24 protein-coding genes and 1 other annotated feature are annotated in these 23784 nt (G+C 44.9%); of the genes, 6 read left to right on the top strand and 18 right to left on the bottom strand.

Annotated features, from left to right (window positions below; genetic code table 11):
• Window position 1: 1 nt before the first annotated feature.
• The 3 genes from DRW07_RS16420 to DRW07_RS16430 all read right to left on the bottom strand — a co-directional run bounded on the left by DRW07_RS16420 (window position 2) and on the right by DRW07_RS16430 (window position 4808).
• Complete coding sequence (locus tag DRW07_RS16420; RefSeq protein WP_124029041.1) at window positions 2-2866, bottom strand: hybrid sensor histidine kinase/response regulator; 2865 nt, start codon at window positions 2864-2866, stop codon at window positions 2-4.
• Window positions 2863-4062: an ABC transporter substrate-binding protein gene (locus DRW07_RS16425; protein ID WP_124029042.1), complete on the bottom strand. Its 1200-nt coding sequence runs from the start codon at window positions 4060-4062 to the stop codon at window positions 2863-2865. The genes DRW07_RS16420 and DRW07_RS16425 overlap by 4 nt, the downstream gene beginning before the upstream one ends.
• 110 nt (window positions 4063-4172) lie before the next feature.
• A complete protein-coding gene (locus tag DRW07_RS16430; RefSeq protein ID WP_124029043.1) occupies window positions 4173-4808 on the bottom strand; it encodes a hypothetical protein in 636 nt (211 codons plus the stop codon).
• A 343-nt stretch (window positions 4809-5151) separates the two neighbouring features.
• On the opposite strand from DRW07_RS16430, the gene adk reads away from it, so the two are divergent.
• Window positions 5152-5796, top strand: coding sequence for an adenylate kinase (adk, locus tag DRW07_RS16435; protein WP_124029044.1), 645 nt, complete (start codon window positions 5152-5154; stop codon window positions 5794-5796).
• 89 nt (window positions 5797-5885) lie between these two features.
• Window positions 5886-6287 (top strand): MAPEG family protein, encoded by a 402-nt coding sequence (locus tag DRW07_RS16440; RefSeq protein ID WP_124029045.1) that lies wholly within the window; start codon window positions 5886-5888, stop codon window positions 6285-6287.
• Window positions 6288-6326: 39 nt separating this feature from the next.
• Here DRW07_RS16440 and hisIE read toward each other — a convergent pair whose 3' ends face one another.
• From hisIE to hisG, 8 genes are read right to left on the bottom strand one after another with little or no spacing between them, the layout of a single operon-like run.
• Complete coding sequence (hisIE, locus tag DRW07_RS16445; protein ID WP_124029046.1) at window positions 6327-6944, bottom strand: bifunctional phosphoribosyl-AMP cyclohydrolase/phosphoribosyl-ATP diphosphatase HisIE; 618 nt, start codon at window positions 6942-6944, stop codon at window positions 6327-6329.
• 1 nt (window position 6945) lies between these two features.
• The gene (gene hisF, locus DRW07_RS16450; protein WP_124029047.1) at window positions 6946-7734 is read right to left on the bottom strand and encodes an imidazole glycerol phosphate synthase subunit HisF; all 789 of its coding nucleotides are present in this window, start codon (window positions 7732-7734) and stop codon (window positions 6946-6948) included.
• The gene (gene hisA / locus DRW07_RS16455) at window positions 7716-8453 is read right to left on the bottom strand and encodes a 1-(5-phosphoribosyl)-5-[(5-phosphoribosylamino)methylideneamino]imidazole-4-carboxamide isomerase (RefSeq protein WP_124029048.1); all 738 of its coding nucleotides are present in this window, start codon (window positions 8451-8453) and stop codon (window positions 7716-7718) included. Before hisA ends, hisF begins: the two co-directional genes overlap by 19 nt.
• The gene (gene hisH / locus DRW07_RS16460) at window positions 8450-9058 is read right to left on the bottom strand and encodes an imidazole glycerol phosphate synthase subunit HisH (protein ID WP_124029049.1); all 609 of its coding nucleotides are present in this window, start codon (window positions 9056-9058) and stop codon (window positions 8450-8452) included. The genes hisA and hisH overlap by 4 nt, the downstream gene beginning before the upstream one ends.
• Window positions 9058-10128, bottom strand: a complete 1071-nt coding sequence (gene hisB, locus DRW07_RS16465; RefSeq protein ID WP_124029050.1) for a bifunctional histidinol-phosphatase/imidazoleglycerol-phosphate dehydratase HisB — start codon at window positions 10126-10128, stop codon at window positions 9058-9060. Before hisB ends, hisH begins: the two co-directional genes overlap by 1 nt.
• Entirely contained in the window at window positions 10125-11204 is a 1080-nt protein-coding gene (gene hisC, locus DRW07_RS16470) for a histidinol-phosphate transaminase (RefSeq protein WP_124029051.1), read from the bottom strand. Before hisC ends, hisB begins: the two co-directional genes overlap by 4 nt.
• Window positions 11188-12510: a histidinol dehydrogenase gene (gene hisD, locus DRW07_RS16475; protein WP_124029052.1), complete on the bottom strand. Its 1323-nt coding sequence runs from the start codon at window positions 12508-12510 to the stop codon at window positions 11188-11190. The genes hisC and hisD overlap by 17 nt, the downstream gene beginning before the upstream one ends.
• Window positions 12511-12512: 2 nt before the next feature.
• The gene (hisG, locus tag DRW07_RS16480; protein ID WP_124029053.1) at window positions 12513-13415 is read right to left on the bottom strand and encodes an ATP phosphoribosyltransferase; all 903 of its coding nucleotides are present in this window, start codon (window positions 13413-13415) and stop codon (window positions 12513-12515) included.
• 33 nt (window positions 13416-13448) lie between these two features.
• Window positions 13449-13568 (bottom strand) — a sequence feature (His leader region).
• 176 nt (window positions 13569-13744) lie between these two features.
• Here hisG and DRW07_RS16485 point away from each other — a divergent pair.
• Together DRW07_RS16485 and DRW07_RS16490 are read left to right on the top strand one after the other, a co-directional pair.
• Window positions 13745-13993 carry a hypothetical protein gene (locus tag DRW07_RS16485; RefSeq protein ID WP_124029054.1) on the top strand — a complete coding sequence of 83 codons (249 nt, stop codon included), beginning with the start codon at window positions 13745-13747 and terminating at the stop codon, window positions 13991-13993.
• Window positions 13994-14026: 33 nt separating this feature from the next.
• Complete coding sequence (locus DRW07_RS16490; RefSeq protein WP_124029055.1) at window positions 14027-14305, top strand: peptidylprolyl isomerase; 279 nt, start codon at window positions 14027-14029, stop codon at window positions 14303-14305.
• Window positions 14306-14326: 21 nt separating this feature from the next.
• Here the strand turns inward: DRW07_RS16490 and DRW07_RS16495 are convergent, their stop codons facing one another.
• The 6 genes from DRW07_RS16495 to DRW07_RS16520 all read right to left on the bottom strand — a co-directional run bounded on the left by DRW07_RS16495 (window position 14327) and on the right by DRW07_RS16520 (window position 20626).
• Window positions 14327-14725: a hypothetical protein gene (locus DRW07_RS16495; protein ID WP_124029056.1), complete on the bottom strand. Its 399-nt coding sequence runs from the start codon at window positions 14723-14725 to the stop codon at window positions 14327-14329.
• 51 nt (window positions 14726-14776) lie between these two features.
• On the bottom strand, window positions 14777-15004 hold the full coding sequence (locus DRW07_RS16500) for a DUF4177 domain-containing protein (protein WP_124029057.1): 228 nt from the start codon (window positions 15002-15004) through the stop codon (window positions 14777-14779).
• A gap of 108 nt (window positions 15005-15112) precedes the next feature.
• Window positions 15113-15403: a hypothetical protein gene (locus DRW07_RS16505; protein ID WP_124029058.1), complete on the bottom strand. Its 291-nt coding sequence runs from the start codon at window positions 15401-15403 to the stop codon at window positions 15113-15115.
• Between the two features lie 242 nt (window positions 15404-15645).
• Window positions 15646-18378 (bottom strand): M16 family metallopeptidase, encoded by a 2733-nt coding sequence (locus DRW07_RS16510; RefSeq protein WP_124029059.1) that lies wholly within the window; start codon window positions 18376-18378, stop codon window positions 15646-15648.
• 178 nt (window positions 18379-18556) lie between these two features.
• The gene (locus tag DRW07_RS16515) at window positions 18557-19486 is read right to left on the bottom strand and encodes a glycoside hydrolase family 17 protein (protein ID WP_240630695.1); all 930 of its coding nucleotides are present in this window, start codon (window positions 19484-19486) and stop codon (window positions 18557-18559) included.
• Between the two features lie 228 nt (window positions 19487-19714).
• Window positions 19715-20626: a GGDEF domain-containing protein gene (locus DRW07_RS16520; protein WP_165870536.1), complete on the bottom strand. Its 912-nt coding sequence runs from the start codon at window positions 20624-20626 to the stop codon at window positions 19715-19717.
• A gap of 106 nt (window positions 20627-20732) precedes the next feature.
• On the opposite strand from DRW07_RS16520, the gene DRW07_RS16525 reads away from it, so the two are divergent.
• Window positions 20733-22700 (top strand): monovalent cation:proton antiporter family protein, encoded by a 1968-nt coding sequence (locus tag DRW07_RS16525; protein ID WP_476692363.1) that lies wholly within the window; start codon window positions 20733-20735, stop codon window positions 22698-22700.
• Between the two features lie 18 nt (window positions 22701-22718).
• Here the strand turns inward: DRW07_RS16525 and DRW07_RS16530 are convergent, their stop codons facing one another.
• Window positions 22719-22952, bottom strand: coding sequence for a hypothetical protein (locus tag DRW07_RS16530; RefSeq protein ID WP_124029061.1), 234 nt, complete (start codon window positions 22950-22952; stop codon window positions 22719-22721).
• A gap of 217 nt (window positions 22953-23169) precedes the next feature.
• Between DRW07_RS16530 and tadA the strand changes: the two genes are divergently transcribed.
• Window positions 23170-23697, top strand: a complete 528-nt coding sequence (tadA, locus tag DRW07_RS16535) for a tRNA adenosine(34) deaminase TadA (protein WP_124029062.1) — start codon at window positions 23170-23172, stop codon at window positions 23695-23697.
• Window positions 23698-23784 lie beyond the last annotated feature (87 nt).

The following is a 23784-nucleotide window of genomic DNA, read 5'->3' on the forward strand; positions in this document are numbered from 1 at the left end:
CTCATTGTCGCTTTATGGATGCCCATTTGTTAACTGCAGATAACAGCTCAGAAGACTCGAATGGTTTGCTAATGTAGTCATCCATGCCTGCCGCGACACACAAGTCCCGGTCGCCCTTCATGGCATTTGCTGTAAGGGCGATAATGGGGATTTGTCTTGCTGCGTCTCCTGCCGAACCATTGCGAATGTTTTTGGTTGCTTCAAAGCCATCCATAATCGGCATTTGGCAATCCATGAGAACGACATCAAAATGTGAACCACTGGTTGCGAGAATATCGATTGCAGCCTGGCCATTGTCGCACACCGTCACTTGATAACCATCAAGATGAGACTTTGCAACAGTCTGGTTAATTTCATTATCTTCAACTAAAAGCACATGAATGGTTGCCTTATTGATGATTGAAGAAGTGCCCTTAGGGTTGCTCGACTGTGCTATGACCTGCGGGTTAGAAGCAATATGAACAGGAATTGTAACAGCAAAGACACTACCTTGACCTTTTTGACTCACTGTCTTAACTGAGCCTCCCATGAGCTCGCAAAGCTGTTTGGTAATGGCTAGGCCTAAGCCTGTTCCGCCAAATTGGCGGGTTGTTGACAAGTCTTCCTGAGAAAAATGGTCGAATATATGCTGTATTTTTTCTTCAGAAATACCAACCCCTGTGTCTTTTACAGAAAAGATAAGGGCACCATCACCGCTATCCATTGATAGAGATACGTACACTTCAATTTGCCCTGAACTAGTAAATTTTATCGCATTACTGAGTAAATTCTCAAGAACCTGACGAATACGTGTTGGGTCACCACAGACATAAGTATCAACAGGTAACCTGATATGAGATTCGAACACTAGGCCTTTCTCTTTGGCTAATAAAGCATAAGTATCACCGATTTCTTCAAAGAAGGGCTCAGGAACAAAATAGACTTTTTCGATGTCGAGCTTTCCTGCTTCAATTTTTGATAAATCCAAAATGTCATTCACGATATGCAAAAGGCTCTTTGTACTGCGTATCGCCATTTGCACAAAACCACTTTGTTTATCATTTAGCTTGGTTGCCTCTAAAAGTTGCAATACACCATAAACCCCATTTATGGGTGTTCGAATTTCATGACTCATATTGGCCAGAAAAGACGCTTTCATGCGAGAAGATTCCTCTGCCTTGTTTTTTGCGTCCTGTAAGTATTGAGCAGCTTGTGTGCTCGCCGTGACGTCTTGTTGAATACCGAGATAATGAGTGCATGAACCATCGTCATTTTTAATTGGCGTTAGAGAAAGGTGATTGTAGAACTCAGTGCCGTCTTTTCTGTAATTCAGCAAGGTAACGTCAACCGGTTCACGTTTGTTGATAGCGCTGCGAATATTTTGCACTACCTCGGGATTAGTCTCTGGGCCCTGTAAAAAGCGACAGTTTTTACCAATGAACTCGTCCTCACTATAACCGGTAAGTGTTTCACAGGCCTTGTTGACATAAATAATGGGTTCGTCTTTTTTCGTCAAATCAGAAATTAGGATTGAGGCGCTGGCGCGATCTACAGCCTGTGTTTTGAGTAATAAGTCTGACTCTAGTGATTTGCGAACTGTGACGTCCTCGCCAACTATCACTTGTCCCCGAGTCTTGCCATTCTCATCAATAAGGGGCGTGACGTACCATTCAATAATCTTTCTTTCTTGAGGGCTGTTCAAGGCATAACACTTTTCCAGTTTATCAGCATTGTCTTGTTGACTGAGATTTGAAAATTCAACTGCAATATCAATAAGGTACTGCTCTTCGATATGTGCATTTTGCATAAATTCTCGGCATGCACGGTTGCTCAAAACCAACTTGTTGTCATTGTCAATTACTAGCATCAATTCCAGTAGTGCATCTATTACACCAGTAACACGGTCATTGGTTAACGACAGAGACATGACCTCGTCTTTTAGATGTTCAAATGCCTCATTTATACTGATGAGCTCTTTTATGGCATACCTGTTAGTATTTTGTTTATCGTCGAAACCACTTTTAATTCGTAATTGTAAACGTGATAGAGTTTCTGCTCCCATTTTGGCAACCGACAGGGTGCTTGAAAGGTTGGATACAAGGGCAAAGAAGAGGGTCAGTAACAAAAATGGCAATAAGTAAACAACGGCTGTATAAGCTTGCGCATAAGATTCAAAGCTGACTAATCGAAGGTCATTAGTGGTTTTGATTCGACTGATATTATCTTCTAGAACTCCGCTTTCCAGCTTTTTGCCTATCGTCAAATCTGCATTCTCAGTTGCAAAAAGAACATAGCCTTCACTATCAACAATTGCTTGCTTAGTCGTACCTTGCTCAAACCGGATTAGATTGCCGACATAGGGCGAATAAAATATCAATGCACCTTCAACCAAGTTTTCTGATAAGAAAACAGGTACCGCTAAGGTTACCCCTTTCCCATTAATTAAAATCAGTTCACTGCCAGCCTCAAGCACATCTTTTTTCCAGTGAGTTGTGTTGAGCACCTGATTAAGAGGAGCCACATTTTTTGAGGCAATGATCTCTCCTTCAAAGTTAAAAAAACCGATACTCGCAGTATCATCATTATTGATGCGTAAAGACTGGAAAAACAGTGTGAGGTAGTATTGTTGCTGGTCCATGTCAACCAGGCTATTGACCACAAAATCATTGGCGGCAAGGTTGCGCATTTGGTTGAGCGTTGCTTGCAAACCTGCTTCAAGTGCTTTATCCAGTCGTACTAAATCCTGTTGATGTCGTGCTTCAATTTGCGGTTGGGAATAGAAGTAAAACAGGGTACCTAAGAGGACAAACAGCGCAAACAGGATAGTGGCTTGTCGTGGCAGAGCCGTTTTTAGTAAATATTGTTGTAGACTAACTTCCCCGCTCATGGACTGTCCACAATCGGTGTCAAGAAGCCCGACTGATTATATTCTGTTAGTAGATAGTCTTGGGACCAAAGCGCATCCTGAACGTCAGCGAAAGGCGTTTTGTAAGATTTCACTAGCCCCTTGTAAGCAGTGAGCATCTTTAGTCCCTGCCTGACACTATCAGCGTCGATAGCCTGCGCCTTGATTATTGCTAGCCGCAACATGTGTACAAGGTCATAGGCATGGGCTAATCCGACCGCGCCGGGGATATTGTGACTGGTAGCATCATCATCGAACTGCGCTCGGTAGCTTTCCAGCACACGTTCAGCCAATACGGGATCAGAAGCGTTGGAAAAGTGAAAGGTTTGTAAAACGCGTAAGTCTAGCGACTGAAGAGCTGGAAGGCCCAGCGTCTCCACGAAACTGCCAGCGGCAATGCCCCAATGAGAAACAACGGGAAGAGAGCGCGTTGCATTATTTTGTAATAGGGCGCTAACAGCTACTGCGCCTTCAGGTGCATTTGTTACTAACACCACTGCATCAGGTGCAGACTGCGCAATTAAATGCATTTCATCCTCAAATGTCTTTTGACGCCAGTTAATCCAGCTTACATGCACAATCTCGATATTTAGTTGCTTTGCTATTTGAGTCATAGAGGCTTGGTTAGAACGACCCCAACCTGTTCGCTCCAGAATGAGTGCGACCCGTGATAACCCTCGGGTTTTTATACTATTGAGAATAATTGTGGCTGCTTCTGAATCTCTTATTGAAGCGCGAAAGACAAAATTGGGTGTGTGGCCATTATCAACAATTGCAGTGCCCGCAGCCCAAGGTACCAGCATCAGCATGGATTGTTGGTGAAGGAAGTCCAGTTCTTGCAAAATAACGGGTGTGTGAACACCACCTAGAACAGCAACAAGATTATCCGTTTCAGAAAACGCCTTTAGATTGCGTAAGCCCCTGGCCGGGTTACCTCTGTGGTCCTTGATTTCAAGGCGAAGCGGGCGACCGAGAACGCCGCCACTACGATTAATTTCGTCTACGGCTATTTTCGCCCCTCGGTAGATGGCTTTTCCACCATCAGACGCTGAACCAGACATATCAGCGTCAATACCAATTACGATAGGGGGGCTATCCTCCGCCTGAGATGTGTTAACAAAAGTACACAACCCCAAGCACAAAAACATCAGACCAACAGCTGCTGTAATTTTGCTCACGAACCCGCGTTCCTTTTACTGTCAACATTAACTACGCATGCTGTTAGTGTGGTGCAATAAGTACGATTTGTCATCTTCATGATGACATTCTTTGAGCAAATTTTTTTGCTTTATTCAGCCCAGCGATTTTTCACTTTGTTTTTGACAACCGGGTCTGCAATATCCAGTTTTACCTTGCGATATAGAACAATATCACCTCCTACATTACTACCATTTTTGATGGTGAGTGTTGGTGTATGGCGATGGTTACTGCGCGCTTTTTCGAAAACAATATTACCTGAAACAAATGTATTGCCCTGAAGGGTAATGTCTCCATTCTGAGTAATAACATGCTCGCCTATTTGAGTGCTAGTAAGCTGAATATCACCATTGACTGAGTCGATGCTGCCCTCAATACGGCTGCTGTCGTTAATAGTAATATTGCCGTTTACCGACTCAATATGAGTCGCTACTTTCAATCTTTCCCCAGCAACAATGTCGCCATTGACAACGTCAATACTAAAAACACTGACATCATTAGCCATATCAATATTGCCATTCACTGTGTCTACTTCTTGTGCAGAAACAAATTCCAGAAGCTCAACATTGCCATTAACACTGCTCACATCACCCACAGACTTATGCGCTGAAACAGAAACATTACCAAGAATACTAGACACCCCCGAACTGTCATTTATGTGAATGACGCAGCCTGAAAGCGATAGTGAAAGAAATAAAGAGGCTGCTGCAAGTCTTTTTTTGTACATAATGGTTTTTCTATATTTTCATTAATTTCCATACAGGAAGCAAATCGAGTGCCATTGTTTTACTTTATTTAAAACAAAGAGTTATGTTTTTCGTATTGGTTACAAGGTGGTGAGATTGGCAAACTCTTTGTGTTTTTAACAAAAAGAGAGCGAAATGTGTTACCCAACTGGCTTCATTTAGCGCCTACTTAATTTCTCAGGCTATGACTTCTATTTATTGTTGATCATATTATCTACATCATTAGTCGTAAGCTTGCGTGTATGTTGTGCCATTAGCTTGCCTATAAGAATATGAGTGTGTAAAGTGCCGTCAGACAATTTTTAAAGAATGGAGAACGCCTACATGCGAATCATACTTCTTGGTGCTCCTGGTGCAGGCAAAGGCACTCAAGCGCAATTTCTAATGAAAAAGTTTGGCATCCCACAAATATCAACGGGCGATATGCTTCGCTCCGCCATAAAAGCGGGTACTGAAATGGGCTTAGCAGCCAAAAAAGTAATGGATGCGGGGCAGTTGGTTTCGGATGACATCATCATTGGTTTGGTAAAAGAACGCATTGCCCAAGACGATTGTGCAAATGGTTTTCTGCTTGACGGGTTTCCAAGAACCATACCTCAGGCTGATGCAATGAAAGAGGCGTCAATAGATATTGACCATGTGATCGAATTTGATGTGCCCGATGAAGTGATTGTTGAACGTATGGGGGGGAGACGTGTTCACCCTGCGTCGGGCCGTGTTTACCATGTTGTTTACAACCCCCCAAAAGTTGCCGATGTAGACGACGAGTCTGGTGAAGCCCTTATCATCAGAGATGACGACAAGGAAGAAACAGTAAGAAACCGCCTTGGTATTTATCATGAACAAACCAAACCGCTGGTGGATTATTATCAGGCAGAAGCCGATGAAGATCGCTGCCAGTACCACAAATTAGACGGTACACAAGCCGTGGATGCGGTCAGTGAGCAGCTAGGCGCGTTGTTGAGCTAGCCACATATCAAATGTCATTCTTGTTTAAAAAAGTCGCCCTAGTGGCGACTTTTTTGATACGGTAAAGAAAAAATAACGGGAGATGCGCTATGTCCCTCATGATCACCTCATTTTATGCTGGACTCCTAGGCCTATGTTATTTGTATTTATCAGGTCTAGTGATACACGGTCGAATAAAAGGTAAAGTCAGTTTAGGCGATGGTGGTGATTGCAGTCTTAACAGACTCATTCGCGCCCACAGCAACTTTAGTGAATATGTACCCATTACTCTCATATTACTGGCTTGTCTTGAAGTAAACAGTGCTTACACCTGGCCTTTGCATGTCAGTGCATTATTACTATTGTTTGGACGGATTTTACACGCGTTTGGCTTACGTCATCATGTCGGACCGTCGTGGCAGCGGTTGTGGGGAATGCTTATGACGTTTTTTGCATTGGCGTTCTTGTCTATTGGTAACCTGACGTTGCTTTATTGGGGAAGCGTTATATAGGGTGCGGTGAGGGCTCACCACACCCCATACAATGTGCAATTACTTGTGTCTTTCCCGTAAGATAGATACTACATCAGACAAATTTAGGTCGCTTGCCTGCAACAACACAGTAAGATGGTAAAGTAAATCAGCGGCCTCATTTTTCAGCTCATCAATATCCTTAACCGTGGCCGCAAGGGCCGTCTCTACGCCTTCTTCGCCGACTTTCTGTGCAATACGTTTTATACCTTTGGCATACAGTGATGCAGTATAACTGGAGTCGGGGTCAGCCCCTTTTCGCACCGCAATGAGCGTTTCGAGATCAGCAATAAAGGTCATATCTGACTGCTCACCATCGAACCAGCAGCTCTCGGCGCCTGTATGACATGTAGGCCCCACGGGGTTTGCCAATACAAGCAGTGAATCCAGATCACAGTCGGCACTTACGCTCTGAAGATTGAGCGTATTGCCACTGCTCTCTCCCTTGGTCCATATGCGTGCTTTAGAGCGACTGAAGAAGGTCACATGGCCTGTGTCCAGCGTCGCCAATAACGCCTCTTTATTCATATAACCCTGCATGAGCACTTTGCCGCTAACCGCATTTTGCACTATGGCAGGTAATAGACCTGACATCTTTTCCCAGGCCAGTTTGTCAATTGAATGTTGTGTTACCTGCATATTATGCTCTCTCTAAGATTGGGCGTGTTGCAACTTGAGCGTCAATCAATGCTGCTTTTAAATCAGACATATCAATAATGGCTTTGTGAAACACGGATGCCGCAAGTGCACCGTCAACATCAGCTTGTTTAAACACGTCGATAAAGTGTGTGATGTCACCCGCGCCGCCTGAAGCAATTAACGGCACGCTGCAGATATCTCTTACTGCTTTGAGCTGAGCAATGTCATAACCCTTGCGAACACCGTCCTGATTCATACAATTCAAAACAATCTCTCCAGCGCCGCGTTGTTGCACTTCTTTCACCCAATCCAGCGTATTCCATTGCGTTTGTTGGGTACGACTTTCATCACCGGTAAATTTAAACACTTCGTACTGATTGGTTTTTGCATTGAAGTGGCTGTCTATACCAATGACCACACATTGTTGACCATAGACATCATGGAGTTGATTAATTAAGTCTGGATTCGTCAGTGCTGGCGAGTTTACGGAAATTTTATCCGCCCCCATTTCCAATATACGACCAGCATCTTCCACCGACTTGATGCCACCTGCTACGCAGAAAGGAATGTCAATAACCTCTGCTATTCGGCTAACCCAGCTTTTATCAACAACCCTTGCATCACTGCTGGCGGTAATATCATAAAATACCAGTTCATCCGCACCGATTTGTGCATAACGCTGTGCTAACGGTACTATATCGCCCACAATTTCGTGATTGCGAAACTGTACACCCTTGACTACCTTTCCGTCCCTTACGTCTAGGCAGGGAATTATGCGTTTTGCCAACATGCGATAGCCTCTGATAGTGTGAATTTACCCTCGAGCAATGCTCGCCCCAGAATAACGCCCGATACCTTGGTAGGTTTAAGCGCTGATATGTCGGTCAAAGACCCTATACCGCCAGAGGCTTGCCACTGTACGGTGGGAAACTGCGATGCTACATCTGTATACATCTCGACATTGCTACCTTGTAGGGTGCCGTCTCTACTAATGTCGGTACACAGCACATGTTTAGCCCCACTCTCCAATAAGGTGTTAAGCAGACCTTCAAGGGCCACGCCGCTGTCTTGTTGCCAGCCATGGGTGGCAATCATGCGCTGGCCGTCTGGATTAATGTTCACGTCTAGTGCAAGCACGATGCGATCGCCTCCATAGGTGTTAAGCCATTCAGCAACGCGTTCAGGTTGTTTGGCAGCAAGCGAACCGATGACGACGCGTGAAACACCAGACTCCAATAGCTGTGCAACTTCTCGCTCTGTTCGAATACCACCGCCAGCCTGAAATTGCATGCGCTTGGTATCAACCATTTGTTTTATTAGCGGGAGTTGTCTTTTGGCTGGATCTTTTGCGCCAGTTAAGTCAACAATGTGGAGCCAGCTGGCCCCTGCATCAGCGTAGGCGTGAACCACATCTACAGGGTTCAGTTTGTATTCTGTCTTTTGCGCATAGTCACCTTGGAAAAGGCGAACTACTGCACCGTCTATTAAATCGATAGCAGGAATGATCATACGTAATCTACAAAATTCTTAAGTAATCGGGCGCCCGCATCACCAGAGCGTTCCGGATGAAATTGCACGCCATAAAAGTTGTTGTGATGAATAGCCGCAGAAAATGACTTGCCATAATCACAGGTTGCCAGCGTTTGCTCGCCGACTGCGATACAAAAGCTGTGTACAAAGTAAAAATAGCTCTGACTTGGTATGCCTTTAAAAAGAGGGTTATCATCAACCGGAGCCACTGTGTTCCATCCCATATGCGGCAAGCGCAAATCACCAACCTGCATACGCTCAACTTGTCCAGGCATTAGTTTTAAGCAGTCGATATTACCGCTCTGGCTTTCCTGGGAGGTGTTTACCATGAGTTGCATGCCTAAACACACGCCTAATACAGGTTGAGTTAATCCTTGTACAACTTCAATTAACCCTTTATTGGTAATGCTTTGCATTGCAGCGGCGGCTGTACCTACACCAGGCAGGAATACTTTGTCAGCGCTCTGAATAACCATGGCGTCATCCGATATAGTCACTTGCACACCCAAGCGTTCCAGAGCAAACCGGACTGATGAAATATTTGCGCAACCTGTATTGACGATGACGATATGTTGCTGAGCCATCAAAGTGCTCCTTTACTGCTTGGCAGGTCATCACCTTTAACCGTGATCGCCTGACGTAAAGCGCGTCCAAAGACCTTGTATAAGCTTTCTACTTGATGATGCGCGTTACCTTCTGTGGTTGATAAATGTAATGACAAGCCCATGGACTGCGCCATCGAATAGAAGAAGTGCTCGACCATTTCTGTTGCCATACCACCCACTTTTTCTCTGGAGAAAGGCGCATTGAACTTAAGTGCAGGACGATTGGAGATATCCATAATGCACTCTGCGCGGCACTCATCCATGGGCAGTGCAAAACCGAAGCGCCCGATACCCCGTTTATTGCCTAACGCCTTTTTAAGTGCTTCACCTAACGCTAAAGCTGTATCTTCTACACTGTGGTGATCGTCAATGTGCAGGTCTCCGTCCACTTTCAACGACAAATACAGGCCACCGTGTGTCGCAATTTGGTCGAGCATGTGATCAAAAAATCCAATGCCTGTATGAATATCTGACTTTTCGGTGGAGTCTAAATTCACCATTACCCGTATGTCTGTTTCAGAGGTCTTTCTTACCACACTTGCTATACGCGGTGAGGTTAACAGTTCTGTGGCAATGTGCTGCCAGTTCATGGTGTCGGGATGATACTTTATACCCTTGATACCCATGTTTTCGGCGAGTTGTACATCGGTATCTCTGTCACCAATTACCACTGATTTGGCAAAGTCTACCCGACCTGCCTGAAGGTAAGGTTTTACTAAACCCAAGTGTGGCTTTCGGCAGGCGCAACCCGCGTCAGGAAAGTGGGGGCAGATCAGCACATCATCAAATTTTACGCCCTGGCTTTCAAATATCTGCATCATCAAGTTATGTGGTGCGTCAAAGTCTTCCTGTGGAAAACTGTCGGTACCCAAGCCATCTTGATTTGTCACCATCACCAGCTTGTAACCTGCTTGCTGAAACTTGAGCAGAGTAGGGATGACATTAGGCTCGAACGCCAACTTGTCCAACCGATCCAATTGTTTGTCTACGGGCGGCTCTTCCACTAAAGTGCCATCACGGTCAATAAATAAAATTGCCTCACTCATCAAGCGGCTCTCCGGTCAGTAAAAAAAGTAGTAATTAAATCGATTAGTCGTTTTTGCTGTGCGTCATTGCCCACTGTTGCGCGTAAGCAATTGGATAGACCAGGTTGTTTTGATTGATCTCTAATCAGCATGCCATTTTCAACCAGGTACTGCATCAGGGCATCCTTTTGCTCACAGCGAAACAAAATAAAATTAGCATTGGCACTACCAATAATTTCAAGTTCAGCGTTTTCCTCAATGGCGGATGCGAGGGAGGCGCGTTGCTGGTTGAGTTGAGCAACTTGTGATTGTACCAATTCTATTCCTCTAGAGCTCAAGGCTTGGGAAGCAATCTGTGCGACCGGTGCGGGTACCGGGTAAGGGGCAATCACCTTCATGAGAAAGGCAATAATATTTTCATTAGCCAGAGTAAACCCACATCGAATGCCAGCCAACGCAAAGGCCTTAGAAAGGGTCCTTAATACAACCAGGTTAGGGTAGTTATCAATTTCTCTTGCCCAGCCAACATCACTGGCAAATTCGATATAAGCTTCGTCAACGACCACAATGGCCTTGTCGCGAAAGTGCGTGAGGATCTGACGGATATCATCGGCGTCAACAAGGGTGCCTGTAGGGTTATTGGGTGAGCAAATAAATACCAGGTTTACATCGTCTTGTTGACAAATTGCGTTTACATCTAGAGAAAAATCGGCCTTTAACGGCACGGATTTTATCCCAACGTTACACGTTTCTGCACTAATGGCATACATACCGTAAGTCGGTGGGCAGATAAGGATATTGTCCTCTCCTGGCGTACAAAACGTTCTAATGAGTAACTCAATGCCTTCGTCTGCACCACGGGTAGTGATAACCTGCTCTTTCTTCACACCCGCATAGTTTGCGTAGCCGTTGATGACGGCCTCGGGCTGGCAGTCAGGGTAGCGATTAAAGGTTGAAGCATCTAGATCATAAGTGTTGGCATAAGGTGACTCATTGGCATTGAGCCAATCCTGCCCACCAGAAAACAATCGTCTTGCAGACTCATAGGGCCTTAAGGCGTGCAGGTGACGGTTTAATAAAGTTTCAATCATATTTGCCACTCCAACTGTCTTTGTTGTCTAGTGCGTCAAGCCGCACCTTTACCGCATTTTCGTGTGCAGTCAGACCTTCAGACTTTGCTAGTGTCATAATGGTCGGCCCTAGGTAGCGAATGCCGGTTTGGCTCAGTGTCTGCACCGTATACCGGCGCATAAAATCAACCAAGCCCAAGCTGGAATGGTTTTTGGAATACCCGTAAGTCGGCAATACGTGATTTGTGCCACTGGCATAATCCCCTGCGGACTCAGGCGACCAGGGCCCGACAAAAATAGATCCAGCATTTTTAATGCTGGGCAATAATGCCACCGCATCGTCCAATTGCACGATTAGGTGTTCAGGGGCATAGCGATTACTGACATCAATAGCCTTAGCTACCGAATCGGTAAGTATATAGCGTGCGTGCTGCATGGCCTTGGCGGTTATCTCAGCGCGAGCGAGTTTAGCAAGCTGATTGTCTACTTCTCGTTTAACAGCTCCGATTAATGCTGAGCTGTTAGTAACCAGCACGGCTTGCGAGTCGTGACCATGTTCTGCCTGCGATAAAAGGTCGGCAGCAACAAATACAGGATTAGCGTTTTCATCTGCCAATACAAGCACCTCAGAGGGGCCGGCAGGCATATCGATGGCTGCACCTTCAGGCGTTTGGCTGACTTGTTGTTTGGCTTCGGTAACAAAGCTGTTTCCAGGACCGAATAGCTTATCTGCTTTCGGTATGCTTTGGGTGCCATACGCCATTCCTGCGATAGCCTGAGCGCCGCCGCAAAGGAATATTTTCTGCACCCCGCACAGCTTGGCTGCATAGGCAATCTCTGGTGCAATCAATCCAGAATTATTAGGTGGTGTACACAAAATGCGACGTGGACAGCCGGCAACAGTGGCGGGGATGCCTAACATCAATACGGTTGAGGGCAGTGGTGCTGTGCCACCTGGAACATAAAGACCAACAGATTCCAGAGCGGTGTAGTGCTGTTCGCACACAACGCCTTGTGTAGTATCCATCACCACTGAGTCTGGCATCTGGGCACTGTGAAACGCTTTGATATTATCGTATGCCTCGATGAGGGCCTGTTTGACGGATTCATCAACCTGTGCCGCAAGCTTGTCCCAGTCTGAATCAGAGAGCACAAGATTTTGTAGTGTTGGGCAATCGAACTTTCTGGTGTATTCGAGAATAGCCTCATCACCACGTGCTTTGACCGCTTCAACAATATTGGCGACTGTTGCAGATAAGCCTGCAGCATCGGCATTGGCAGGACGCGCCAGCGCTGCCTGTTGTTCATTTGCTGAGAGTGAAGACCAGTTGATCATGTCTACCCCATCATTTTTTCAATGGGCATAACCAAAATCGAGCTGCAGCCAAGGGCCTTCAGCTTTTCCATGGTTTCCCAGAACAAGGTTTCAGAGCTAACCACGTGAACAGCAACCGTGTCAGGATTGCCTGAAAGTGGCAGTACAGTGGGATTTTCTGCGCCTGGCAAAAGACTCTTTACCTGCTCTATATATTCAGTAGGCGCATGCAACATAATATATTTACTTTCTTTTGCCTGCATCACACCATCGATTCGCGGCACTAAACGGTTTATCAAGGCCCGCTTTTCGTCATCTAATTCCCCGTCGGCACGCTGAATGAGTGCGGCTTTTGATTTAAATATGACGTCTTTTTCTACCAGGCCGTTTGCTTCAAGTGTCGCACCTGTCGAAACTAGGTCACAAATCGCGTCTGCCACACCCGCACGAGGGGCAACCTCTACTGAGCCTGTTAACATGACCGCCTTTGCATTAACGCCGTTCTCTTTGAAGAAGCGTTCCAACAAATATGGATAGGTGGTCGCCACTTTTTTATTTTGCAGACTAGCTACGCCCTCGTAATCCATTTCACTGGGAACGGCAAGGGACAGTCTGCAGCCACCATAGTCAAGTCTTCTCAACGTAATGAAGTTACTCGGTTTTGACGATGCCTGACGCTCAAGCATTTTTTCTTCAAGCTCATTTTCACCAATAAAACCCAAGTCAACGACGCCGTCCATCACTAGGCCCGGAATGTCATCATCACGGACGCGCAACAGGTCGATAGGCATGTTGGTACTATGTGCAATTAATAATCGGTCACGGATTTGCAGTTTGATGCCGATAGCCTTTAATAAGGCAATACTATCATCACTCAAGCGGCCTGATTTTTGAACGGCAATACGAAGCCTGTTTTTATCACTCATTTACATGGTCCTTGATGGTTAAAACGGCACAAAACGAAAAACCCCCCGGAAGTTTCCTTCCGAGGGGTTAGCAAAACTGAGTGCGCCACTGGAAGGAAACAATACCCTTCCAGCACAAACCTGAAAGGCTATGCTTTGTGATGGTGGTGATGAATTGTGGCGCAGTTTTTAGTCATAATTAGTATAAGAATCTTTATCTGCCGAAGAAGGTAACGAAAGTTGAGTGACAATGCAAGCCTTTTGCAAAAGTGTGATTGAGAACAAATGTACGCAAAGATTGTCAATATATTATGAGGTCTGCTGTTTAAGTTGATTGGAGGGATACAAGCATGAGTAATGATTTATTATTTTCAGTGATACCACGACGAGGTACAGTGCCGGTTAAGGATGCATCAGGGGTAACACGCGTTGCTAAAGATGGCGTATCAGAGCGGGTTAACGAGAAAGACCAGGAACAAAAAAATGAAAAAAAACACGCTGATCAGGAAGCGATGCAAAAACGCCATGGCAAAGTAATAAAACCAGAAGAGCCCGAAGAAAAAAAGGACGATGATGGGCATCTCGATACTTACGCCTGATCCTTAGCCGTTTATTACATAAAAGAGAATATTATGCCCAGAGCCAGTGCTTATCACATTCTGGTAAAAACTAAAGAAGAAGCCGCTAAGGTTAAGCAACAGCTAGACAAAGGGGCCAACTTTCAGCAGTTAGCCAAGAAGCATTCGATCTGCCCCTCGCGAAAACGTGGAGGTGATTTAGGAGAGTTTAGTCGTGGTGATATGGTCAAAGCCTTTGACGATGTTGTTTTCAAAAAGGCGCTGTTTGAAGTACATGGACCAATAAAAACCAAGTTTGGTTTTCATTTGATTAAGACGGTTTATCGGAGCTAGGCGTTGTTTACTTATTAACAGCTAAGTAGTTGTTTTACCTGAACCAGGTTTATTCATTATTATGAAAAGCGCGACAAGTAGCGTCACACTAAGTACTGTTCCTATTGGAAAGAGAAATATAACAAAGCTTGAAACGACTACAGAAAACCAAAATATCCATCTAGGTCGATATTGCAGGGCAGTGACAGATACGATTAATAACGCGATGCTAGGAACAGTTAAGCCCATACCCAAGATGGTGAGCGTTCTCCCAATTGATCGTTCATTAGCATTCGCTGGCGCTTCTGACGTTTCAAAAAGGGAGATAGCCTGAAAGTCCGAATACATGGAGAACATAGTACTCGCAAGTCCAACGGGCAATACCAAAAACAATAATACCGCTGTGATGGCAACATATTTTCCAATGGCTTCTTTTTTCATAACTACAATCCTTTATTAGTTAAGTAGCAATATGCTAAGGGTACAAAAGCACTACGCAAAAATGCTGGAACCGCTTATTTTTTTTTGCCTTTTTGCTACACCATGAAAGTGTGTTGGTCCACCGGGCATGGTCGGATCCATTTGAAAATCTAAATCAATCACTTCCCAACCCTCGGCGCCTAATTGATTTAAATATTCCTCAGCACTTTCGATAGTGACACCTTTCAGAAATCCACTTTTTTCAGCTTTTGCAGAATCTATAATTCTATATTCCCACATAAATACTCCTTTTCATTTTGACGCTCACAACACAATGTTCAGTCGGCACTTGTTTATGTCCCTGAAAACGAAGTCAGTGGTATGAGCACTTTATTGTGTAAATTCAACCTATGACCTTATCGGGTTATAAGAGCTTGCTGCATTGCAAAATTTCTTCGTCGCGAGTTTTGACAGGTTTTTCTTTCTGTAAATATGACACTGTTGCTTAAAATAGTTTTTGGCGGCAGACCTGCACCCACGATAATCTAACGAGCCTTTCTGATAGGAGAAGCAAACAGTACTGTTTACTATCTTACCTGAATCTTCTTTCCATTTGATGTCATATTGTTCTCTCTGTTTGTAGGCATGAGCAGAAACAGAAAAAGAAATTGCGATGATATAGGTCAGTGTTTTTTTCATAGTCTTCCCTGAGTACACAACAACTTAATACCTTCCTGAGCCTTCTAAAAAAACGGCTTTAGTTATTTTATTGCTGTGCTTATTAACAACGTCCTTCCTTTTAATAAAAACACACATTGCAGACAATGAAAAGTGCAGTTTTTCTGTGTTTGCGGATCAAGTGGACTGGTGAGGTTTATCATCTGTATTCGGGCAATAAAAAAGGCACCTAAAGGTGCCTTCTTATCGTGAACTTAAAAGTGTTATTCAGCTTTCGCTTTATTCATATCGCCCGCTGAGATGATAGTGAACTTCTCTATATCTAAATGAGCGCGAACCACTTTATTAAGATCTTCAACCGTGAGATTTGCTAAACGCGAATCATAATCCTCATACCATTGCATAGTACGATCGAGGAATAGGTTTCTGCGCAGAGTACCCACTAACTCACCGTCCTGAGAACGGCTCACTTTTTTCTGTTGTAACAGACCCGCTTTAGCACTTTCCACCTCTTCTGCGGTAAAGCCATCTTGGACTAGTCTGGCAAGTTCTTCTCTGAAACCCTGCTCAACTTTTGCAAGGTTTTGAGGCGCTGCTATAGCGTATGCCCCCATAGTGGCTTTTTCGTCTTTTGACTCAAAGCTAATGAAGGATCCAGCGCCATAACTCAAGCCATCTTCTTGGCGTAATCTGGTTGCCAAGCGACTACTTAAGAAGCCACCACCAAATATGTAATTGGCCAGCTCAAGTGCGGGTGCATCAGCATGATTTTCACCGACAGGCAGCATAAGTGCGGCTACAAAAGTCGCGTTTTCCTTGTCTGGCGTATCAAAGGTAAGCACAGAAGGCTTCACCTTAGTGAATGGCTTTTCGATGTTTTCAAATGTAGTGGGGCTCTTCCAGTCAGTGAAGTGCTGCTTGAAGATATCCGTCACCTGAGCTACATCAAAGTCACCAATTACACCCACTTCCATGTTACTTGTGCCATAGAAATCATTGTAAAAGGCCTTAACTTGATCCAGTGTCACACTCTCTAGTGCAGCCAACGACTCTTCAAACGTATTGACATAGAAAGGGTGACCTTTCGGATAGGGGTTTTGAACACGAGAATAGGCATTAAACGCGAGACGCTGTGGGTCTTGCATATTCTGCTCGATATCTACTTTACGTGTTGCTTTTAGCTGCTCGAATTCTTCTTTGCTGAAGCTGGGCTTCTTCAGAATTTTTGACAACAATTGCAACGTAGCAGGTAGGTTTTCGCGAGTCGTTGTGATGCGGGTAAAGCCAAAGTCTACGCCACCGAAAACAGAAACTTGCGCTTTTAATTTGTCAAACTCGTCTTGTATTTGCTGGCGCGTAAGGCCTGCACCACCACGCAGCAACATTGAGCCGGTGATACCTGCGATATCAGCTTTGCCATTCAGCGCTGATTCATTACCGAAGCGCATCAGCAGATTAACGGAAACCGATTCACCACGAGTCTTTTTCGACAGCAGTGACAACTCGGTCCCATTTTCAAGAGAGACGGTCTCTGTACGCGCATCGATATTGTCATAGGAAGGCTCAAACACCTCGCCCTGTGCTATGCTTTCTCTGCCTTTATAGCCTTCAAGCATATTGGCTACATCATCAACTTTAGGAATTTCAACACGCTCAGGTTGCTCTGAAGGCACGAATTTACCCAAGGTACGATTATTGCGAACAAGATAGGCTTCTGCCACACGCTGAACATCTTCAATCTTCACCGCCTCAACACGGTCTCTGTTTAAGAAATATAAGCGCCAGTCACCCATTCCAACCCACTCGCTAAGTCCAAGAGCGATACGTTGTGAGGAGTTGAAACTCAATTCGATATTCTTAAGAATGTTACGCTTGGCACGTTCAACTTCTTCTTCGGTTACTGGTGTACCTGCGATACCTTCAACAGTTGAGAGTAACGCCTCTTGTGTTGCTGTGATATCGGCTGCTTTGTCCACTTCAGCAAAGAATAGGGCAAATCCGGGTTCTTCCCATTGGAAGTTAAACCCATAGGTGCGACTGGCTAATCCTGCTTCCACAAGGTTTTTGTACAGTCGGCCATTTGGTGTATTACCAATGATTTGGTTGAGTACAGAGATAGCCGCAAAGTCGGTGTGTGAACCGGCTGGGATGTGATAACCCGCTCCAATAAACTGCGCATCGCCAACACGTCTGACAATTACACTTTTTTCACCCGCTTGAGCAGGTTCTTGCGTGTATACTTCAGGTAACACTCTTTCAGGTTTAGGTATTGGACCAAAATAGTTCACCACGCGTTTAAGCATGTCTTCTTCTTCAAACTTTCCCGCGACGATCAAAGTGGCATTGTCAGGTTGATAATACTTGGTGTAGAAAGCTTTCAACCGGTCAATTGGCACATTCTCAATGTCACTTCTTGCACCAATCGTTGATTTACCGTAATTGTGCCATTCGTATGCAGCCGCCAGCATTTTTTGCAGAGTGACACGAAATGGGCTGTTTTCGCCGCGCTCAAACTCATTTCTCACTACTGTCATCTCGCTGTCTAAATCTTCCTTGCGGATGAATGAATTCACCATGCGGTCAGATTCCATCGACAGCGCCCACTCAATATTGTCTTCGGTCGCGTTGAAGGTTTCAAAGTAGTTGGTTCTGTCGGTCCAGGTGGTACCGTTCGGTCTGGCACCTCGTTCTGTCAACTCTGCCGTGATATTGGGGTGCTTGGTCGAGCCCTTGAACACTAAGTGCTCTAGCAAGTGAGCCATACCCGTCTCGCCATAGTTTTCGTGCTTAGAGCCAACTCTGTAGGTCACGTTAACGGTAACGGTTTCCTGAGTCTGGTCAGGAAATAACAACACTTGGAGGCCATTATCGAGCCTGTATTCGCTGATGCCTTCAACATGGTGTATTCGTTCAGGCAACTTGTCTGCATGCACAGTAACGCTCAATAATAGAGAGCTGCACAGCAGAAGTAGGGAAGTGACTTTTACTAATCGCATCAATTTTCCTTATGCTTCGACTTGGTTTTTCGCGCACTGTTATAACGGTACTGCGAACAATACACAACTAAAGTGGCAAACTTTAGTGCAACAAAATAGTTACAAAAGATTACATATTTAACGGAATGTAATAGCGTAAAGCGATAAGAACAGTGGATAAAAACAAAAAAGCTCGACCTTATTGGACGAGCTTGTCTGCGATAACCTTTTTAGGCGTGCGGTCTGAGCGATACAAACCCCAGTTTTTTTCGGCAATGCCGTCGGGCTTTTCTTCACCGCCTTTCCATTTTTCATCAAAGGCTTCGAAATAAAAAGAAACAACTTTGTTTTCTTTCAGCCAAGCGTGGTAAGCAGTAAAAAAAGCGCTTTGCGCATCTTCGCTTGCCTCAGCGATTATTAAACGTTCATCGCCATTTGTTGGGATCGAACTGGTGGCCCATCCCGCTTCTCCAAGTGCAATTTGCTTGCTGGGATGTCGCTTGGCAATGTCATTGTACACATCAGCCGTCCACTGAACCGCTGAATCCAGGGGTTGTGAGTTCCACATTGCGTAAGCGTGCAACACAATAAAGTCGAGTTTCTCTGCAACCTGTTGACTCCATGGTTTGTTCCAGAAATTGTAGTCATCAGCCAGTGTAACGGGTACATCAACCTTGGACTTTACTTCGTCAACCCATTCTAAATATAGAGGGATTTGATCGATCTCAAACTTGTGCCAGGACCAGTCGACAAAAATTTCATTACCCAAATTGACGGCTACCACAATGCCTTTGTATTCATTAGCCAGTCTAATTACATTGTCTAGCTGGGCCCGGTTGTCTTCCATAGGATCTTTACCGGACAGCCAAGCGCCAAGCATAACTTGCACGGGCAATTGGTGTTTTTTAATGACACGCAATACTTGTTCACTGGCGGCGTCGGCACCGTACATTCGAATCAAATGCCATTTATGAACGCCATTGTTTAATAGTATGTCCATATCTTCAAGGATATGCGTCTCGCTGGTCACACTGTTTTTATCAGGACTTTCACCGTCGCGGTAGGGGCCATAGGAAATGCCAAGTCCTATCCATGTACCGTTTATTGTGGGGTTAAAAATAGTTTTCATAGTACTGGCTGCGTCATGTGTTGATTGGGCATGCGCGTTTTGTATTGCGCTAAGCACTGTAATAAATAAAAAACAGATCAAAAAGCGGGATGATTTCATACAACACCTCTTGGTTAATTTTACAACTACATTGAATTGAAGAGGGGATGTCAAATCGGAGTCGTTGACATGGTCTTTAGGCAAGTCAACTTGGGCATCAACAAATACGAAGAGAGATGACCTAGTACATTAGGCCATCTGATAGCCGTATTTTCCTTGCTTTTTAACGTTATAAAGTGCTTCATCTGCTCGTCTGAACAAGTCGATTGGCGAGTCGTCTGGCATAGAAATAGACGCCCCGATACTCACAGTAACAGCGTGTTTGCTTAACAGCACACTTTTGTCGAACTTACCTGATATTCTCTGTGCAATTCTGTCGACAGTTGCACTGTTAAAGGTATCTACAATGCAACAAAATTCATCGCCGCCAAATCGATATGCCTTATCATTGGCGCGCAGTGCACACGCAATGCACGCGGCTGCTTCACTCAACACTAAATCGCCAGTTTCATGGCCAAAATTGTCATTTACGGATTTGAAGTTATCTAGGTCAAACATTACTAGGGCAAAAGCAGAGTCTTTTCGTTTGACTGCACTTAATTTATTACAGATATCTTCGTCAAAAGAGGCGCGATTCCCAAGCCCTGTTAGGCTATCGCGCGTAGCTAGACTGGCGAGTCTGCCCAAATGCAAAGCATGATCAAGGGGGTGACAAAATACCCCATGAAGCTTTTTCGTCAATTGCTGTTCACCGGCACTCAGGTCCCGTGAAAACCAATAATATAAAGTGGGACTATGAGCACTCTTACCTGTTTTCACTGGAGAAGGTAATGTAACGCTTGCAGGATTCTTGGCACCTGTACTATGCGCGCCTCTGAACAAATCAATTTCAGCACAGCGAAGTGAAATTGCCGTTAGTGGTAAAAAGCGCTTTATTTGCTGGTAGTATGTAGTGATAAGTTCTTCTATATCGATGGTTTTTATCAGATGCAAAAGGACCTGGTTAATCAGGCTGACATCATCTGCTATGGTGTTACTATGAAAAGGTAGCACAGCTTCTGGGGCTGTATTTTCAAAGTGGCTGGCAGTGTAGGTGTCCACATTTTGCTCCTGTATCTTGCAGTAGGATCGGGTCTTAATAAAGAATGATAAGCACAAACTGTGCCGTTAATAAGTGTTGGATTTCTGACAGGTACTAAGGGAGTGAGTGGTGGAATATAGTTTGCTATTCAAGGTCATTGCCTTATTAGGCTTAGCAGTAATAAGCGTCGCTTTGTTTAGGCGAATGCACCTTCCTCCGATCCTAGCATTTCTGTTCGCTGGACTTCTCTCCGGGCCGGAAGTACTGGGGTTATTCTCGCATCCGGAGCAGATGCATTTAATCGCCGATATCGGCATCGTTTTTCTATTATTTTCTCTAGGACTTGAGTTTTCTTTGCCCAAATTGGTGGCTATGCGCTCTTTGGTGTTTGGCGTTGGCACCCTACAAATGGTCGCTACCACGGCAATTTTTAGCCTTATCGCATGGTTACTCGGATTTTCTATTGCCGCTTCTGTCATTATTGCCGGAATGTTGGCGCTAAGCTCAACCGCTATTGTAATTAAACAGATTAGTGAGATGGGGGTCATTAACCAAAAACGCAGCCAGATGGCAATCAGTGTGCTCTTGTTTCAAGATCTGGCCGTGGTTCCCTTTCTCATTGTTATCCCTTTATTAGCGATTGAAGAGAGCAATATAGGGATAACGTTATTAGAGGCGTTGGGAAAAGGTGTGTTGGTTGTGGCGTTGCTTATGTCGATTGGTAAGTGGCTCTTGCCGAGGTTGTTCCGAGAAGTGGCCCGTACCCGAACAGATGAGCTATTTGTTATGTGTACTCTGTTGGTCGCGTTACTGGCTGCAGGGGTAACGTACTCTGTTGGACTTTCCATGGCACTTGGGGCTTTCCTAGCTGGGATGATGCTGGGAGAGAGTCAGTATCGTTATCAGTTAGAAGCTGATATCAGACCCTTCCGAGATATCTTGATGGGACTCTTTTTTACCACTGTTGGTATGCAGCTTGATATACATTTGCTGGCATCACAAGGGCATTGGGTCATTATTGCTGTCATTGGGACCATGGTGGTTAAAGTATTGTTGGTCAGGTTGGCTGCTATGGTAGTCAGGGCTGACAGCGGTGACGCTTGGGCTGCTGGTTTAAAAGTATGCCAAGTAGGCGAGTTTAGTTTTGTCATTGCCGCGTTGGCAGCCTCCAACCAGATTATTAGTTCACAGGCCGCATCCTTCCTTATTGCCATAGGTATTATATCGATGGCTTTCACCCCCTGGCTGGTGAACCACAGCCAACAATTTGCAGAAAAGCTTACTAAGCGGCCTTTGCCCGGCAATAATGAACAGGCCAACGTACCTGATGACATCAAAAATCATATAATCATTGCAGGTTTTGGTCGTGTTGGGCAAACAGTGGCGAGGCTACTACGCATTGAAAAAGTCCCTTTTATTGTTATTGACAGCGATCCTACGCGAGTCCAGGAGTCCCGCTATGCCGGTGAGCCTGTTATCTTTGGTGATGCTAGCAGTGCAGATATCCTCAAAGAAGCGGGGGTATCCCATGCAAAGCTGGTTCTGGTCACCTTTGACAGTACAGCCCATGCAAAACAAGTGATCAGTAGTTGTAAGCGTCTAAATCCGACAATGCAGGTGATGATCAGGACAAAGCGAGATTACAGTATGGATGCCTTGTACGAAGCTGGGGCATTTCAGGTGGTGCCAGAACTCCAGGAAGGTAGCTTAATGCTGGTCACTCAGGTGCTACACAGTGCTGGTGTTCCTATGTCACGAATTTTAAAAAGGGTGAGGGCCGAGCGAAAAGGGCGTTATGACCACATGCATGGGTTCTATCCGGGAGAAACAACAGAGATTACCTACGACACGCAGGACAAATTGGAATTTATCCACGCTATCGTATTACACAAAGATGCTTGGGCAAACGGCAAGACGTTAGGTGCCTTAAATATTTCAAGGCGCCGAGTGACGCTAAAAGGCCTGCGTAGAATGGGAACAGAATTCAGTGATCCAGACGACACCACTCAGTTGGTCGCAGGTGATGTCATCGTAATTGCAGGTAAGCCACGTCGTGTTGAGCGCGCAGAGCGCTATATACTTGAAGGTGACTAACGGGTGTAAGACGAGACTTTATGCGGCTCTGTCTTTGTCCAGTGCCTCAATTTCTTTTTTCAAATTATAACTTTCGTCAGTAACAATTTTTTCCAGCGTCTCTACACGATCTTTCAACGATGAAATTTCACCCTCTAATCTCGCCTTTTCTTTATCGTTGAGTTTTTTCCCTGACTTATCGGCAAATGCCGTAACGATAGAAACCAGAGCCCAGCATGACAATGCAACGATAGCGATAGCTGTTAAATTCATTTGGTCTACTCCCTAATGTATAACCTAATGTCTTAGTGTAGGATATTGAAAGATGAAGCGCTTGTGACAAATGTCACAATATACAGGTTTTACGCCCTTCACTCTATTTATGAGTAACGAATGCAAGCATATTGCCAAAAATTTAAAAGTTATTATAAACAATGGGTTATGTATCCTTCTTTTCATTTTTGGCGAAATATACGAACTATAAATAGCTATGATTAGTCAATTTGACCAAAAAATCACATCTGAAAATATAGGTCCTGATGCTGACAGCTTTTGGATGGGGAAGGCCATAAGACTGGCCAAACGCGCTGAAAAGCTTGGGGAGATCCCCGTCGGGGCTGTACTCGTTGGCGAGGGAACATTGCTAAGCGTTGGGCATAACTTGTCAATAACACACAATGATCCATCAGCACATGCAGAAATGATTGCTATACGACGGGCGGGTCAAAAGTTAAGAAACTATCGATTAGTAAACACGACCTTGTATGTCACACTAGAGCCTTGTCCCATGTGTGCCGGTCTTTTGGTTCACAGTAGAGTAGGACGTATTGTGTTTGGCGCATTTGACAGCAAAACAGGGGCGGCGGGTACGGTGATGAACATCTGTCACAACAGTCAACTCAATCACCAAATTGACATAACGTCAGGGGTTCTGGAGAAGGCATGCAGTGAGTTGTTATCGAATTTTTTTAAAAGACGCAGAGCAGAAAAGAAGGCGTTAAAAAAACACTCTGGTTAACACGCCTTTGGCCATTGCTCTGACAGCTCTGCATTTTGGTAATGCTTACGCCTTTGTAGGACTTTTTGATGGATGCGCTTAAGCAAA

Origin of the sequence: Paralteromonas sediminis (assembly GCF_003820355.1) — a bacterium.
Taxonomy (GTDB): domain Bacteria; phylum Pseudomonadota; class Gammaproteobacteria; order Enterobacterales; family Alteromonadaceae; genus Alteromonas_F; species Alteromonas_F sediminis.